Source organism: Microbacterium sp. 4NA327F11 (assembly GCF_005503465.1).
GTDB lineage: Bacteria > Actinomycetota > Actinomycetes > Actinomycetales > Microbacteriaceae > Microbacterium > Microbacterium ginsengisoli.
In genome coordinates this window covers 179,598-194,677 of record NZ_SCOB01000001.1, presented here as the reverse complement: position 1 = coordinate 194,677, position 15,080 = coordinate 179,598, and the positions used below count along the sequence as shown (strand labels likewise).

The window sequence follows — 15,080 nt, the reverse complement described above, 5'->3', positions numbered from 1 at the left end:
GCCCGACGCCCGGATCTCAGGAGCGGGCGAGTACGTCCTCGAGGGCGACCCACGCGAGCATCGCGCACTTCACGCGGGCGGTGTACTTCGAGACGCCCGAGAGCGCGGCGGCGTCGCCGAACTCCTCCTCGTCGAGGGCGATCTGCCCGCGCGAGCGCAGCGCCTCGCGGAACGAGGCGATCAGAGCGGATGCCTCGGCCCGCGGCATCCCGTCCTCCTCGTCGACGAGCGCGGACAGCATCGATGCGGAGGCCTGCGAGATCGAGCAGCCGGCGCCCTCCCACACGATGTGGCTCACTTCGCCGTTCTCGACCGTGGCGGTCAGCGTGATCTCGTCGCCGCAGATCGGGTTGCGCTGGTGCGAGCGCGGCGAGCCCTCGGCTGCGGTGTCGAGTCCGAAGCCGTGCGGGTGCTTCGAGTGGTCGAGGATCAGCTGCTGGTAGAGCTGCTCGAGGCCGTTCACGCGTCGGCTCCGAAGAACGCACGCACGCCCGCGACGCCCTCGACGAGCGCGTCGACGTCGGCGGTCGTGTTGTACACGTGCGTCGAGGCGCGCACCGTCGCCGTCACGCCGAACCGGCGGTGCAGCGGCTGGGCGCAATGGTGTCCGACGCGCACCGCGATGCCGCGGGCGTCGAGGTACTGGCCCACGTCGTGCGCGTGCACGCCCGCCACGTCGAACGAGGCGAGCCCGACCCGTTCGACATCGGCGTCGCCGAGCAGCCGCACCCCCGGGATCTCCCGCAGTCCGTCGCGCAGGCGTCGCTCGAGCTCGTGCTCGTGGTCGCGCACGCGCGCCATGCCGATGCCGTCGAGGTAGCGCACGGCGGCGGCCAGGGCGACCGCCTGCGACACCGGCTGGGTGCCCGCCTCGAACCGCTGCGGCGGCGGCAGGTACTCCGCGCCCTCGAGGGTGACGGTCGTGATCATCGAGCCGCCCGTGAGGAACGGCGGTAGCGCCTCGAGCAGCTCGGCAGTGCCGTAGAGGGCGCCCACCCCGTAGGGGCCGAGCATCTTGTGACCCGAGAAGACCGCGGCATCCACCCCGAGCGCGGGCAGGTCGAGCGGCAGGTGGGGGGCCGACTGGCAGGCGTCGAGCACGGCGAGGGCGCCGACGCCGTGCGCGAGCCCGACGAGCTCGGCCACCGGGTTGACGATGCCGAGCACGTTCGAGACGTGCGTGAAGGCGACCACGCGGGTGCGCGGGCCGACGAGGGCGCGGGCGGCATCGAGGTCGAGCGTGCCGTCGTCGTGCACCGGGATCGCCCGCACGACGGCGCCGGTGCGGGCCGCGAGCTCCTGCCACGGGATGAGGTTCGCGTGGTGCTCCGCCTCGGTCACGACGATCTCGTCGCCCGCACGCAGGGCCAGGTGAGCGGATGCCGCACCTCCGCGCCCGGCCGTGGCGTTGCCGATGCCGTACGCGAGCAGGTTGAGGCCTGCCGTCGCGCCGCTCGTCCACACCAGCTGCTCGGCGGGGGCGCCGACGAAGCCGGCGACCGCCTCGCGGGCGTCTTCGAAGCGGATGGTCGCCTCGGCGGCGAGAGTGTGGGCGCCACGGTGCACGGCCGCGTTCTCGCGCTCGAGGAACTCGCGCTCCGCGTCGAGCACGATGCGCGGCTTCTGGCTGGTCGCCCCCGAGTCGAGGTACACGAGCGGGTGACCGTCGATCTCACGGTCGAGCAGGGGGAAATCGGCGCGCAGGGCTGCCAGGTCGGGCACGAGCGACGTCATCCCTCCAGGCTACGCCGCGTGAGGACGGCGGGCGCGGCGGCGTCTCAGTCGCGACCGCGGGCGCCGGGCAGCGACCCGACCGTCGGCTCGGTGCCGCGACCCGCGCGCTGCTGGCCCGGGAGCGGGCGGGAGCGACGACCGTAGATGAGTTCCGACGAGTCGAGCATCCACGGCACGAGGGTGATCGAGACGCCGTGCACGAGCATGAGCTGCTGCGCGATGCGCCGCGAGCGCCGGTTGTGCAGGAAGTTCTCCCACCAGTGACCGACGATGTACTGCGGCAGATAGACGGTGACGACGGCGGGGCCGTGCTTCTCGCGGTACTTCTCGATGTAGCCGACGATCGGTGCGACGTAGGCGCGATAGGGCGAGTCGAGGATGACCAGGGGCACAGGCATCCGGTGGTCGACCCATTCCTTCTGGATGTCGTCGCCGCTCTCCTTGGTGAGCGCGACGTGCAGCGCGATCGTCTTGTCGTGGCGCGCGGCGAGCGCGTAGTCGAGAGCCTTCGCGACCGGCTTCTGGAGCTTGCCGACCAGCACGATCGCCACGTCACCCGCGGAGCCGAAGTGCACATGGTCGTCGAAGCGGATCTCGTGCTCGACATCGCGGTAGTACCGGTTCACGCCGATCATCAGCAGCGACAGGATCGGGATGGCGAGGAAGACGAGCCAGGCGCCGTGCACGAACTTGGTGATCGTCACGACGATGAACACGACCGCCGTGAAGCCGGCGCCCATCGCGTTGATGACCAGGCCGTTCCAGATCTCGCGGTGCGTGAAGCTCGCGGACTTCTGCGCCCGTGCTTCGGGCGTGAGGGACTTCAGCTTCTTCAGCTCGCGCCGCCAGTGCACGACCATGCCGGCCTGTCCGAGCGAGAAGGACACGAAGACGCCGATGATGTACAGCTGGATCAGTGTCGTGAGGTTCGCCTGGGTGACGGCGAGCACGATGATCGCGGCCAGGCCCAGAGCGACCATGCCGTTCGAGAAGACGAGACGGTCGCCGCGGGTGTTGAGGGCCTTGGGTGCATAGCCGTCGCGGGCGAGGGTCGCACCCAGCAGCGGGAAGCCGTTGAAGGCGGTGTTCGCCGCGAGCAGCAGCACCGCCGCGGTCGCCGCCTGCACGACGAAGAACAGGATCGAGTTGTTGCCGAAGGTGGCCGCGGCGACCTGTGCCATGAGGCTCGGCTGGGGCTGGTTGACGCAGTCGAAGCCCACGAGTGCACACGGGTCCTCCGAATAGCGCACTCCCGCGACCAGGGCGAGCATCGTGAGGCCGGCGAACAGGATGATCGCGATGAGGCCCATCGCGGTGAGCGTGCGCTGCGCGTTCTTCACTTTCGGGCGGCGGAAGGCGGGCACGCCGTTCGACACCGCCTCGACGCCGGTGAGCGCCGAGCAGCCGCTGGAGAACGCGCGCAGGATGAGCAGGATGATGCCCGCCTGCGTGATGTCCTCGGCCTTGACCGCGAAGCCGGCGCTCGAGGCGATGGGGGTGTCGCCGACGGCCCAGCGTGCAAGACCCACCACGATCATCAGCGCGATCGAGCCGATGAAGATGTAGGTCGGCAGAGCGAAGGCGCGGGATGCCTCGCGCACGCCGCGGAGGTTGACGAGCACGAGCAACACGACGAAGCCGATCGAGAGCTCGACGCGCCACGTGTTGAGCACCGGCAGCGCGGAGATGATGTTGTCGACGCCGGAGGCGACCGACACCGCGACCGTCAGGATGTAGTCGACGAGCAGGGCCGAGGCGACCACGACGCCCGACTTCTCACCGAGGTTCACGCGGGCGACCTCGTAGTCGCCGCCGCCCGACGGGTAGGCCTTGATGAGCTGCCGGTACGACAGCACCACGACGATCAGCAGCACGACCACGGCGGTCGCGATCCAGGGGCTGAACGCGAGGAACGCGGTACCGCCGATCAGCAGGATCATGAGTAGTTCCTGCGGGGCGTACGCGACCGACGACAGCGCGTCCGACGCGAAGATCGGAAGGGCCATGCGCTTGCGCAGCAGGTGGTCCTCGGCGTCGGTGGAAGCCAGCGGATCACCGATGAGGATGCGCTTGGCGATGGGTGTGTCCGGGGCCGGGTCAGCCGCCGTGGCGTCCGTGCCGTGTTCGGAACCGTCGTTTGTCACGACGCGCGACATTACGCGCTTGCCGACGGCGCCGCAACGCGGATTCCTGAGGGTTCACCCGATCGTTGTGAGGGATGCCGTCCGCAGGTGCGGATGCGGCATCCCCGACGCGATATCGAGAGCGGATGCCTCAGCTCACCGCGCGGCGCACGAGCTCGGCGATCTGGGCGGCGACGGCGTCGTCGATGGCCGTGATCGCGAACTCCTTCGCCCAGAACGTGCCCTCGTCGAGGTGGGCCGTCGCCTGGAATCCGAGGGTCGCGTAGTGGTCCTTGAACTTCGCGGCGTCCTTGAAGAACAGCACCGACTTGCCCTCGGCGTTCGCGTACGACGGCATGCCGTACCAGAGCTTCGGCGCGAGCTGCGGGGCGACGGTCGTCACGATCTCGTGCACCTTCTCGGCGAGCGGCCGATCGAAGTCGGAGAAGGTCGCGATCTTGTCGATGACGTCCTGCAGCTCGGCGGCGGCCTTGTCCGCGTCCTTGGCGCGCTTGGCGGCGGTGCGCTTCTCGGCTGCGGCCTCCTTCATGGCGGCGCGCTCCTCGGCGCTGAACGTCTCGTCGCTCGGGGTCATGGCGTCTCTTCCACTCGGGCCGCACGCGGCGGCATCGAGCACACGGTACCCCGCGCGATTCTGTGCGTGCTTCTCCGATCGTGCTCGACGGGGCGCCGAACGGTCAGCCGCGCGCACGGTCTCGCGCGCTCAGCCGAGCCAGGCGCGGGCGGCGACGACGAGCGCGTCGACGCCCCGCTCGATCGTCGGGTGCATGACCGGCGCGTAGAACGGCGAGTGGTTCGCCGGGATGTCGCGACCGAGCGTGCCGGCCGCGGCCGCGGCGGCGTACGCCTCGGGGTCGACGCCGCCCCAGAACCAGTAGACGAGGGGAACCCCCGCGTCGCGCGCGAACCACGAGACATCCTCGCTGCCGGTGAACAGCCCGGGGTCGACGACGTCGTGCTCGCCGAACGCCGCGCGGAACGCGCCCATGACGCGCTCGGTCGCCGCCTCGTCGTTGATGGTGGGCGGCAGGGTGAAGACGCCGTCGAACGTGGGCGGAACCTCGACCCCGGATGCCGCGGCCTCGGCGTTCACGATGCGGTGCACCTGGCTGAGCAGTCGCTCGCGCTGGTCGTCGGTCGTGTAGCGCAGGCTCAGCTCGAGGGTCGCCTCGGCGGGGATGATGTTGTGCTTCAGGCCGGCGTGGATGGAGCCGACGGTCACGACCGCGATGTCCTGCGCACTCGTCTCGCGGGCGACGATCGTCTGCAGCCGCATCACCGTCGCCGCCGCGAGCACGACCGGGTCGATCGTCTCGTGCGGGCGCGAGCCGTGGCCGCCGCGCCCGTGGAGCGTGACGGTGAGGCCCTCGGCGGCGGCCATCTGCGTGCCCGGCCGGGCACCCAGACGGCCCGCGGGGAGGGTGCTCGTCACGTGCTGGCCGAGCACCACCTCGGGCCGCGGGAACCGGTCGAGCAGGCCGTCGTCGAGCATCGCCCGAGCGCCCGCGCCGAACTCCTCCGCCGGCTGGAACAGCGCCACGATCGTGCCCGCCCAGCCGCCCCGCTCGGTCCACAGGCGCTCGAGCGCGCCGAGCAGCGCGGTGATGTGCATGTCGTGCCCGCACGCGTGCATGACGGGCACATCGACGCCCGCCGGGTCGACGCCGCGCGCGGTGCTCGCGTAGTCGAGGCCGGTCTGCTCGGGCACCGGGAGCCCGTCGGTGTCGGCGCGCAGCCAGATGACCGGGCCGTCGCCGTTCTCGAGCGTCGCGACGACGCCTGTGCGACCGACGCCCGTCTCGTGCGGGATGCCGAGCGCGGTCAGGTGCTCGGAGATCACCCCGGCCGTGCGGTGCTCCTGGAAGGAGAGCTCGGGGTGGCGGTGCAGGTCGACATAGATCGCGTCGAGGTCGAGAGGCATGCCCCGACCCTACGCGAGCGTCGCCCGGCGCGGCTCAGTCGATCGGCTTCTCCTCGATGCCCCACGGCGATCCGTAGCCGGCCGGGGCGGGGGCGGCGAGCAGGTCGAGGAACGGGGTCGCCGAGAACGCCTCGGGGCCGAGTACGCCCGTGCCCGACCACACACCGGTGGCGAGCAGTTCGAGGGCGACGACGGGGTTGATGGCCGTCTGCCAGACCACGGCCTGCGAGCCGTACTCGCGCATCGTCTCCTCGTTGTCGGCCACGTGATAGAGGTACGTCGACCGGGGCTTGCCGTCCTTGCCGGTGCCGCGCACCCAGACGCCGGCGCAGGTCTTGCCGCTCATCTTGTCGCCGAGGGTGGCCGGGTCGGGCAGGCATGCGGCCACGACGTCGCGGGGCGAGACATCCACGCCCTTCACGGTCACCTTGTCGGTCTTGTCGAGCCCGAGCTTGTGCAGGGTCTTGAGCACGCCGATGAACTCGTCGCCGAGACCGTACTTGAAGGTGACGCGCTTCGCCTTCGTCCAGCGGGGCATGAGCAGCACCTCCTCGTGCTCGACGTTCACGCACTCGACCGGGCCGATGCCGTCGGGGAAATCGAACACCTCGGGCTCGGAGAACGGCGGCGTCGTGAACCAGCCGGTGCCCTCTTCGTAGATGACCGGCGGGTTCAGGCACTCCTCGATGGTCGTCCAGATGGAGAAGGACGGGGCGAAGTCGTACCCGGCGACGACGAGGTTCGCGCCGTCGCGTACGCCGAGCTCGTCGATCTCGTCGAACAGCTCGTCCTCGGCGTAGCGGGCGAAGACGTCCGACAGGCCCGGCTCGACGCCGATGCCGACGAGCGCCAGGCGCCCGGCGGCCTCCCACTCGGCGGCCTTCGCGAACTGCTCGTCGCCGAGCTTGACACCGGGCAGAGCGTGCGGCTGGTCGGGATGCGGGTGCGACAGGCTCATCGCCATGTCGAGGTAGGTGGCGCCGGCCGCGAACGCCCCGTCGAAGATCGGCATCACGAACCGCGGGTCGACGGCGTTGAGCACGTGGGTGATGTCGTGCGCGCGGATGAGGTCGGCGACCGAGTCCGCGTTCGAGGCGTCGACCTGTGCGGCGATCACTCGAGGGTCGCCGACGGCGTCGACGAGGGCCTGCGGACGCGCCGGGTCGTAGTCGGCGACGACCAATGCCTCGAAGAAGTCGCGACGTACGGCGATACGCACCGCCGCCGATCCGACCCCGCCCGCGCCGATGATGAGGATGCGCATGAGAACTCCCGCTCGTGGATGGCTTTCGGCGAGGTTAGGTCGCCGGCGCCTCCGGGCAGATCGCCGTCGCGGCGAACATGCCTGTGCCCGAGCCGCCGCCGCGGCGAGTGCGTCCGCGCGTCATGCCGCTGCGCTACGCACGGACACGGCGAGTCAGGCGCGCAGCCAGACCGTGGTGTCGGCGGGCAGGGTCTTCTCGATGCCCGGTTCGCTCGCGACGAGAACGTCGCCGGCGGGCAGCGCCACCGGGGATGCCCCGACGTTCGCGACGACCGTCACGTCGCCGTTGCGGAACGCGATGACGTCGTCGCCGAACCCGTCGAGCCACTCGACGGCGCCGGCGCCCAGACCGTGGGCGCGACGTGTCGCGAGCAGGTCGCGGTAGAGCGACAGGGTGGAGCCGGGGTCGCCGGTCTCGGCGTCGCGGGCGTGCTCCGCCCATTCCGCCGGCTGGGGCAGCCACGACGCGCCCGTCGAGTTGAAGCCGAACGAGGGGCCGGTCGACGTCCAGGGCAGGGGCACGCGGCATCCGTCACGGCCGTACTTCTCGTGGTTCGTGCGGAACCACGTCGGGTCCTGGCGCTTGTCGTCGGGGATGTCGATGGCCTCGGGCAGCCCGAGCTCCTCGCCCTGGTAGACGTAGGCGGAGCCGGGCAGGGCGAGCATGAGGGATGTCGCCGCCCGCGCGCGGCGCAGACCGAGCGCCGGGATCGGCTGGGCCGCCGACAGCGGGCCGATGCCCTCGCCCTGCGGGCTCGGCGCCGTGAGGGCGAGCCGGGAGGCATGCCGGATCACGTCGTGGTTGGAGAGCACCCAGGTGGCGGGCGCGCCGACGGCGGGGAAGGCGCGCAGCGAGTCGACGATCACCTGGCGCAGCGGCTCCGCCTCCCACTCGGTGGTGAGGTAGGGGAAGTTGAACGCCTGGTGCATCTCGTCGGGCCGCACCCACAGGGCGGTCTTCTCGGGCGTGGGCAGCCATGCCTCGGCGCACAGGGCCCGGTCGCCGTCGTACTCGGCGAGCACCTCGTGCCAGTCGCGGTAGATCTCATGCACGCCCGGCTGGCCCCAGTAGGGCACGTCGTCGTCCTCGCCACCCATCGAGCCGCCGTCGACCGGCGGGACGTAGTCGGGAAGGCCCGCCTTCTTGATCATGCCGTGCGCGACATCGACCCGGAATCCGTCGACACCGCGGTCGAGCCAGAACCGCAGCACGCCCCGGAAGTACTCGCGCACCTCGGGGTTGTCCCAGTCGAAGTCGGCCTGGGTGACGTCGAAAATGTGCAGGTACCACTGGCCGAGGGTGCCGTCGGCCTCGGTCACGCGCTCCCACATGCCGCCGCCGAACACCGACTCCCAGTTGTTCGGGGGCAGCTCGCCGTTCTCGCCCTTGCCGTCGCGGAAGATGTAGCGGGCGCGCTCCGAGCTGCCGGGCGCGGCCTTCAGCGCCTGCTGGAACCACACGTGCTGATCGGACGAGTGGTTGGGCACGAGGTCGACGATCACCCGGATGCCGCGGCTGTGCGCCTGCGCCAGCATCTCGTCGAAGTCGGCGAGCGTGCCGAACAGGGGGTCGACGTCGCAGTAGTCGGCGACGTCGTAGCCGGCGTCACGCTGGGGGGAGACCATGAACGGGCTCAGCCAGATCGCGTCGACGCCGAGGTCGGCGAGGGCGTCCAGGCGCGACGTGATGCCGGGCAGGTCGCCGATGCCGTCGCCGTTGGAGTCCGCGAACGAGCGCGGGTAGATCTGGTAGATCACGGCGGTGCGCCACCACTCGTGCCCGGGGGTGCTCGGCAGGGGAGAGACATCCGTCGTCGAGGTCATGGGCACCAGGGTACGGCAGAAATCGTATCGATTCGACGGATGCCTCGGTCCACCGCCCCTACGCTGGTCGGGTGACCATCCACCCCGCTCTGCGCCTGTCGACCGAGGTCGCCGCGGCGCTCGCCGACGGCCGTCCCGTCGTCGCCCTCGAGTCCACGATCATCAGCCACGGCCTGCCGCGGCCGCGCAACCTCGAGGCGGCGCGCGAGTTCGAGGAGATCCTGCGGTCGCAGGGCGTGACGCCGGCGACCATCGCGGTGCTCGACGGCGTGCCGCGGGTGGGCCTCGAGCCCGACGAGGTGCGGCGCATCGCCGAGGAGGACCTCGCCAAGGCGAGCGTGCGCGACCTCGCGATCCTCGCCGCGCTCGGCCGCAGCGGTGCCACCACCGTCGCCGCGACCGCCTACCTCGCCGGCCTCGCCGGGGTGCGCGTGTTCGCGACCGGCGGCCTCGGCGGTGTGCATCGCGGCGCCCAGGACACCTTCGACGAGTCGGCCGACCTGTCGGTGCTCGCGCACAGCCGGGTCGCCGTCGTCTCGGCGGGTGCGAAGAGCGTGCTCGACCTGCCTGCGACCCTGGAGCGCCTCGAGACGCTGAGCGTGCCGGTCGTGGGCTTCGGCACCGACGTGTTCCCCCGGTTCTGGCTGCGCGAGTCCGACCTGACGCTCGACTGGCGGGTCGATGACCCGGCGGATGTCGCGGCGATCCTGCGCGCACAGGACCTCCTCGGCACCGGGGCCGGCCTCGTCGTCGCCAACCCCCTCCCGCCCGAGCTCGAGTGGGACCTGGTCGAGCACGACCGGGTGCTCGCGGAGGCGTTCGCCGAGGCCGACGCGCAGGGGGTGCGCGGCAAGGCAGTGACGCCCTTCCTGCTGCTGCGCATCGTCGAGCTGTCGGGGGGCAAGAGCCTCGAGGTGAACCTCGACATCGCCCGCAACAACGTGCGCCTTGCGGCCCGCATCGCGACGGCGTTCGCGGCCGGGGCCTGAGCCTGCTGTGACGGGGGGCGCGCGGCCGATCCTCGTGATCGGCGACGTGATCGACGACATCATCGTCGTGCCCGCGGGGCCGATCCGACCCGAGACCGACACGTTGTCGACGATCGTGTCGACCCAGGGCGGGTCGGCGGCGAACGTCGCCGCGTGGCTCGGATCGCTCGGTGCCGCGGTGCGGTTCGTCGGTCGCGTGGGCGCGGGTGACGGCCCCCGGCACCGGGCCTCCCTGGAGGCGTTCGGCGTCGAGGCGCTCATCGACGAGGACCCGGTGCTCGCCACCGGGCGCATCATCGTGATCGTCGACGGCGACCGGCGCAGCTTCCTCACCGACGGCGGCGCGGCGCGCTCGCTCTCGCCGGCCGTGCTCGACGACGAGCAGCTGGGCGCGGCATCCGCTCTGCACCTCACCGGGCACTCGATGCTCGACGCGTGGCGGCGGGTCGACACGGCCGCCCTGGTCCCGAGGGCGAAGGCGGCGGGGCTGGATGTCACCGTCGACCCGTCGTCGGCCGGTTTCCTGCGGGACATCGGCGCGCAGACCTTCCTCGACACGATCGCCGGCACCGACGTGCTGCTTCCGAACCGCGCGGAGGCCGAGGCGCTCACCGGCGAAGACGACCCGCGGCTCGCTGCCGAGGCGCTGCTCGAGATCGTGCCCGCCGTCGTCATCACCCTCGGCGGAGAGGGCGTGTTCGTCGCGGAGCGGGGTGAGCGCGGCGTGCACCTGCCGGCGCCGCGCGTGCGGGTGGTCGACCCGACGGGTGCGGGCGACGCGTTCGCCGCGGGTTTCCTCGCGGCTCGCCACGACGGCGCCGATGTGACCGTCGCCGCCCGCCGCGCGATCGTCGTCGCCGCGGGCGCGCTCGGGCGCGCGGGCGGCCGCCCCATCGCCTGAGGGCGGCGTCCCTATCGCCTGGGGGCGGCGTCGGGCGCGGGCTGCGGGAACGCAGCAGCTCGGCGACTCGCCGCCGCGGGAGGGGTGGTGCTGCCGGGGGAGCGAAGGGACGCCCGCCCCATGCCGGAAACACACGCCGGGTATCGTGACCGCGTGCCCATCGAAGCCCCGTCTGCCGCCGACCTCGCCCGCGCCGAGAGTCTCATCGCGATCGTTCCCGACTTCCCGACGCCGGGCATCAACTTCCGCGACATCACGCCGCTGCTCGCCGACGCCGACGCGTTCCGTGCGGTGATCGACGGCCTCCTCGCCCCGTTCGAGGGCACCTACGACGTCGTCGCCGGGATCGAGGCGCGCGGATTCCTGCTGGCGGCCGCCGCGGCGGTCGCCGGTCATGCCGGTCTCGTGCCGATTCGCAAGGCGGGCAAGCTCCCGCGACCCGCGGCATCCGTCGACTACGCCCTCGAGTACGCGACCGCCACGATCGAGATGCACGACGACATCGCTCCCGGCACCCGGGTGCTGCTGATCGATGACGTGCTCGCGACCGGCGGCACGATCGCCGCGGCGCAGGGCCTCGTCGAGCGTCTGGGCGGCACGGTCGCGGGCACCGCCGTGCTGCTCGAGCTCACCGCGCTCGGCGGCCGGGCGCTCACGGGAGACGTGCACGCCCTGTTCACTGTCTGAGGTCAGGCGGTCCGCGCGACGACGCGCCGCCCCCGCACGTAGACCTGTGCGACCGCCTGCTCGCGCATGCCCAGCAGCAGCGTGAACAGATGGGCGGATGTCCCGGGTTCCCCGCTGTGCGCGAGTACGTCGGCGAAGCCGGGCTGGTCCTGCGGCCGCACCACGACGAAGTCGGCCTCCTTGCCGGCGTCGAGGTTGCCGAACACGTGCTCCTGGTCGAGCGCGCGGGCACCGGCGAGGGTGCCGAGGAAGAGCAGCTCGGCGGGGTGCAGCGCGATCGCGTCGTCACCGGGCTCGGTCATGTGCACCTTGTATGCGTCGGAGAGCACACGCGGGATGAGCCACTCGTCGCCCGCCCCGACATCGGTGCCGAGGGCCACGGTGACGCCGTGTGCGAGCGTGCGACGCCAGGGCATGGTGCCGCTGCCGAGGAACAGCTGCGATGTCGGGCAGTGCGCGATCGATGAGCCGGTCTCGGCGAGCCGGGCGAGCTCGGTGTCCTCGCAGTGCACCGCGTGGGCCAGGATGCTGCGCCGTCCCAGCAGGCTCTCGCCACCGTATGCCGATCCGGGCATGAAGTGCCCGTCGTAGGTGTCGAGGTAGGTGCGGGTGCCGTAGACCTCGCGCACCGCGGCGATCTCGCCGTCGCCCGGACGGTTGTTCTCGTTGAGGTGCGAGTGGAAGTAGACGCCGCGCTCGCGCGACTCGCCGTACAGCTCGCCGAGCCCCCGCAGCGTCGTCGGAGTCACCGACAGGCTGAAGCGCGGCACGACCGCGACCTGCGCGAGCGCGCGCGTCGCGTCGGCCGCGGGGCCGGCGCCATCCTGCCCGTGCCAGGCATCGATCTCGTCGCGGGTCAGCGCGAGCGCGTCGGCCTCGGTGGTGAGAAGGGCGGTGGCCGAGGCGGGGCCGACGGTCTGGATGCCGCGGCCGCTCACCACCCGCAGGCCCGCCTGCAGGGTGCGGGAGAACAGGGCCTCCTGCGCGACCGGGAACGCCGAGCCGAACACCATCGCCGCCGTCGTGCCGACAGCCACCCGGCGGGCGACGAACGCCCGTGCGATTGCGTCGGCGAAGGCCGCGTCGGCGAGACGGGACTCGGCGGGGAACACGCAGTGCTCGAGCCATTCGAGCAGCTCGCCGCCCCCGAACGCGTCGGTGGTGAAGGTCTGCGGGAAGTGCAGGTGGGTGTCGACGAAGCCCGGCAGCAGCACGCCGCCGGTCTCGGTGACCCGGGCCTCGGCCCACTCGGCGGGAAGGTCGCGCCAGGCGCCCGAGAACGCGACGCGTCCGGCCGCGTCCACGACCAGCACCCCGTCGGGCTCGGAGACGAGCGCGGCATCGACGTCGCCCGCCACGGGCGCGCCCGCGATGTGCACGAGGTGGCCGCGGTAGACCGCAGCGGTCACAGCAGCCCGCCGCCGAGGTTGACCGGGCTGTCCTCGATGTTGCCGACGATGCCGCGGATGATGCCGACGCCGTCGGCGCCCCGCAGGCTCTCGTACCAGGCGTCGGTCACGGCCGGGTCGAACGCGTGGGTCTCCCAGGCGCGCTTGCGGGCGCGCAGCACGAGGTCGCCGGCACGCTCGGCGCGGATCTTCTCGTAGCGCCGCAGCGCGTCGGGCACGCCGAGGGTGTTGGTCGCGAACACGATGCCGAGCGCGAAGGAGTCCTCGAGCGCCGAGCACGCGCCCTGCCCGATGTCGGGCGACGTGTTGTGGGCAGCGTCGCCGAGGATCGCCACGCTGCCGCGCACCCACGTGTGGAAGGGGTCGATGTCCCAGATCTCGACCCGGTTGAGGGATGTCTCGGGGTCGATCGCCGCGATGAGCGCCTCGGCGCCCGGAGCCCAGCCGGCGAACGCCTCCTCGAGCGGACGCTTGCCGTCGGCCTGCTTGTCGTAGGGCAGACCCGAGGGCTGCGGGATGTCGACGAAGAAGTAGAACCGGTCGCCCGCCACCGGCATGACCGCGCAGCGCTTGCCGTCGGCGACGTAGGTCGTCCACTGGGTCGCCGACCCGATGCGCTCGTCGACGGGCACCAGGCCGTTGAAGTTCGTGTAGCCCGAGTAGGTGCGCTCGATGCGCGTGCCGCCCTCGTCGGCGCGGGTCACGTAGTCGCGCACGAGAGAACGGGCGCCGTCGGCCCCGATCAGCAGGTCGGCGGTGTCGGTCGTGCCGTCGGCGAACGTGGCGGTGACGATCCCGTCGGCCTCCGACACCGCGACGAGCTTGCGGCCGAGGTGCACGCGGTCGGTGCCGACGCGTTCCATCAGCAGCGCCTGCAGGTCGGCGCGCGCCACCGGGTAGGGGCGCTGCCCGGTCTGGGTCGTCACCGTCTCGAGCGAGAAGCGGCACATCTCGGCGCCGCCGAACCCCTCGTAGTAGGCCATGTCGTCCATGCGGCCGCCGAGGGCGGCGACCTCATCGCCGAGGCCGAGCCAGTTGAGCACCTTCACGCCGTTGGACCACAGCGACAGGGCCGCCCCGACGGGCTTGTTCTCCCGCATCTGGTCGTAGACGACCACGTCGTGGCCGAGCTTCTGCAGGGCGAGGGCGGCACTGGTTCCGCCGATGCCGGCCCCGATGATGATCACGCGCATGGTCGGCACCCTAGGGCGCGCACATCACGGGCGCGTTTCGTGCCGGATGCCGCGGCCCGCGGCATCCGGCACCCGTCACGTCGACGCGGGCGGGCGGCGATCGACCGGCAGCGCGGGTCAGCTGCCGCGGTAGGTGGAGTAGGCGAACGGGCTCAGCAGCAGGGGCACGTGGTAGTGCGCGCGGCCCGGCTGCACGCGGAACGTGACGGCCACGTGCGGGTAGAACGTCTCGACGCCGACCGCCGCGAAGTACGGGCCGGTGAGGAACGTCAGCGTGTAGTCGCCGGCCGTGAGCGCATCGGGTCCGAGCGCGAGCCGGCCGTCGCCGTCGGTGGCGCCCTGGGCGATGACCGCGCCGGAGGCGTGGGCGAGCACGACGCCGACGCCCGACGCCGGAGCGCCCGTGGCGGCGTCGAGCACGTGGGTGGTGAGGTGGCTCATGCGGGGTCTCCTTCGGTGACGGCGGTGCGCAGGCGCAGCAGGGCGATCTCGGCGAGCTGAGCGGCGGCCTCGCGCTCCTCGGTCTCGGGGTCGTGGGCGAGGCGGCGGGTGAGGGCGGCGAGGATCTCCGCGGGTGTGCGGCCCGCCGCGCGGATGAGGAACACGCGCCCGAAGCGCTGCTCGTAGTCGCGGTTGCCCTGCGCGATCGCCGCGGTGACGTCGTCGTCGGCGGTCGCCATCGCGGCCTGCTCGGTTCGGGATGCCGCGGCCTCCGCGCCCGCGCCGTTCGGCTTCTCGCCGATGCGGGGGTGGTGGGCGAGGGCGGCGTCGAGGTCGGCGCGGGACCACGCACCCGCCGTCCGCGCGGCATGGTCGGCGAGGGCCTCGACCGTGCCGTACGGGCGGTGGGCGACGACATCCGTCACCCAGGCGGGGATCGCTGCCCACACCGAGACGACGTCCTCCGCGTCGCGCGCGGGCAGGGCGTCGAACTCGGCGATGCGCATGGCGTCACCCTATCCGGGCGGCAGGTGTCGCCTCGCGCCGATCCGGTGTCCGAGGCGGCCGCCGGAT

Annotated in this window: 14 protein-coding genes; 3 read left to right on the top strand and 11 right to left on the bottom strand. The window is 72.1% G+C overall.

The annotated features are described in order from the left end of the window. Window positions 1–16: 16 nt before the first annotated feature. The 7 genes from sufU to FFS51_RS00890 form a co-directional block, all read right to left on the bottom strand. Window positions 17–463, bottom strand: coding sequence for a Fe-S cluster assembly sulfur transfer protein SufU (gene sufU, locus FFS51_RS00920; RefSeq protein WP_056206219.1), 447 nt, complete (start codon window positions 461–463; stop codon window positions 17–19). Continuing rightward, on the bottom strand, window positions 460–1,734 hold the full coding sequence (locus tag FFS51_RS00915; RefSeq protein ID WP_137877218.1) for a SufS family cysteine desulfurase: 1,275 nt from the start codon (window positions 1,732–1,734) through the stop codon (window positions 460–462). The genes sufU and FFS51_RS00915 overlap by 4 nt, the downstream gene beginning before the upstream one ends. 44 nt (window positions 1,735–1,778) lie before the next feature. Next, window positions 1,779–3,890: an APC family permease gene (locus tag FFS51_RS00910; protein ID WP_137877217.1), complete on the bottom strand. Its 2,112-nt coding sequence runs from the start codon at window positions 3,888–3,890 to the stop codon at window positions 1,779–1,781. A 118-nt stretch (window positions 3,891–4,008) separates the two neighbouring features. Further along, a complete protein-coding gene (locus FFS51_RS00905; RefSeq protein ID WP_045247980.1) occupies window positions 4,009–4,452 on the bottom strand; it encodes a DUF1801 domain-containing protein in 444 nt (147 codons plus the stop codon). A gap of 129 nt (window positions 4,453–4,581) precedes the next feature. Further along, window positions 4,582–5,799, bottom strand: a complete 1,218-nt coding sequence (locus FFS51_RS00900; protein ID WP_056206222.1) for an amidohydrolase — start codon at window positions 5,797–5,799, stop codon at window positions 4,582–4,584. 34 nt (window positions 5,800–5,833) lie between these two features. Then, window positions 5,834–7,063 carry a saccharopine dehydrogenase family protein gene (locus FFS51_RS00895; protein WP_137877216.1) on the bottom strand — a complete coding sequence of 410 codons (1,230 nt, stop codon included), beginning with the start codon at window positions 7,061–7,063 and terminating at the stop codon, window positions 5,834–5,836. 153 nt (window positions 7,064–7,216) lie between these two features. Next, complete coding sequence (locus FFS51_RS00890) at window positions 7,217–8,887, bottom strand: glycoside hydrolase family 13 protein (RefSeq protein ID WP_137877215.1); 1,671 nt, start codon at window positions 8,885–8,887, stop codon at window positions 7,217–7,219. Between the two features lie 71 nt (window positions 8,888–8,958). Between FFS51_RS00890 and FFS51_RS00885 the strand changes: the two genes are divergently transcribed. The 3 genes from FFS51_RS00885 (at window position 8,959) to FFS51_RS00875 (ending at window position 11,464) form a co-directional block, all read left to right on the top strand. Then, complete coding sequence (locus tag FFS51_RS00885; RefSeq protein ID WP_137877214.1) at window positions 8,959–9,876, top strand: pseudouridine-5'-phosphate glycosidase; 918 nt, start codon at window positions 8,959–8,961, stop codon at window positions 9,874–9,876. A 7-nt stretch (window positions 9,877–9,883) separates the two neighbouring features. Beyond that, window positions 9,884–10,777, top strand: a complete 894-nt coding sequence (locus FFS51_RS00880) for a carbohydrate kinase family protein (RefSeq protein ID WP_171006066.1) — start codon at window positions 9,884–9,886, stop codon at window positions 10,775–10,777. Between the two features lie 120 nt (window positions 10,778–10,897). Beyond that, the gene (locus FFS51_RS00875; RefSeq protein ID WP_137877212.1) at window positions 10,898–11,464 is read left to right on the top strand and encodes an adenine phosphoribosyltransferase; all 567 of its coding nucleotides are present in this window, start codon (window positions 10,898–10,900) and stop codon (window positions 11,462–11,464) included. Window positions 11,465–11,466: 2 nt separating this feature from the next. Here FFS51_RS00875 and FFS51_RS00870 read toward each other — a convergent pair whose 3' ends face one another. The 4 genes from FFS51_RS00870 to uraD all read right to left on the bottom strand — a co-directional run bounded on the left by FFS51_RS00870 (window position 11,467) and on the right by uraD (window position 15,013). Beyond that, a complete protein-coding gene (locus tag FFS51_RS00870) occupies window positions 11,467–12,873 on the bottom strand; it encodes an amidohydrolase family protein (RefSeq protein ID WP_137877211.1) in 1,407 nt (468 codons plus the stop codon). After that, entirely contained in the window at window positions 12,870–14,066 is a 1,197-nt protein-coding gene (gene hpxO, locus FFS51_RS00865; protein WP_137877210.1) for an FAD-dependent urate hydroxylase HpxO, read from the bottom strand. The genes FFS51_RS00870 and hpxO overlap by 4 nt, the downstream gene beginning before the upstream one ends. Before the next feature lie 117 nt (window positions 14,067–14,183). Then, window positions 14,184–14,507: a hydroxyisourate hydrolase gene (uraH, locus tag FFS51_RS00860; protein WP_137877209.1), complete on the bottom strand. Its 324-nt coding sequence runs from the start codon at window positions 14,505–14,507 to the stop codon at window positions 14,184–14,186. Continuing rightward, a complete protein-coding gene (gene uraD, locus FFS51_RS00855) occupies window positions 14,504–15,013 on the bottom strand; it encodes a 2-oxo-4-hydroxy-4-carboxy-5-ureidoimidazoline decarboxylase (protein ID WP_137877208.1) in 510 nt (169 codons plus the stop codon). The genes uraH and uraD overlap by 4 nt, the downstream gene beginning before the upstream one ends. Between the last annotated feature and the right edge of the window lie 67 nt (window positions 15,014–15,080).

Excerpts from the sequence above, each read along its gene's own strand:
- hpxO (WP_137877210.1), bottom strand. The coding sequence starts at position 14,066 with ATGCGCGTGATCATCATCGGGGCCGGCATCGGCGGAACCAGTGCCGCC.
- FFS51_RS00875 (WP_137877212.1), top strand. The coding sequence starts at position 10,898 with ATGCCGGAAACACACGCCGGGTATCGTGACCGCGTGCCCATCGAAGCC.
- FFS51_RS00900 (WP_056206222.1), bottom strand. The coding sequence starts at position 5,799 with ATGCCTCTCGACCTCGACGCGATCTATGTCGACCTGCACCGCCACCCC.
- FFS51_RS00905 (WP_045247980.1), bottom strand. The coding sequence starts at position 4,452 with ATGACCCCGAGCGACGAGACGTTCAGCGCCGAGGAGCGCGCCGCCATG.
- FFS51_RS00915 (WP_137877218.1), bottom strand. The coding sequence starts at position 1,734 with ATGACGTCGCTCGTGCCCGACCTGGCAGCCCTGCGCGCCGATTTCCCC.
- FFS51_RS00895 (WP_137877216.1), bottom strand. The coding sequence starts at position 7,063 with ATGCGCATCCTCATCATCGGCGCGGGCGGGGTCGGATCGGCGGCGGTG.
- FFS51_RS00890 (WP_137877215.1), bottom strand. The coding sequence starts at position 8,887 with ATGACCTCGACGACGGATGTCTCTCCCCTGCCGAGCACCCCCGGGCAC.
- uraD (WP_137877208.1), bottom strand. The coding sequence starts at position 15,013 with ATGCGCATCGCCGAGTTCGACGCCCTGCCCGCGCGCGACGCGGAGGAC.
- uraH (WP_137877209.1), bottom strand. The coding sequence starts at position 14,507 with ATGAGCCACCTCACCACCCACGTGCTCGACGCCGCCACGGGCGCTCCG.
- FFS51_RS00910 (WP_137877217.1), bottom strand. The coding sequence starts at position 3,890 with ATGTCGCGCGTCGTGACAAACGACGGTTCCGAACACGGCACGGACGCC.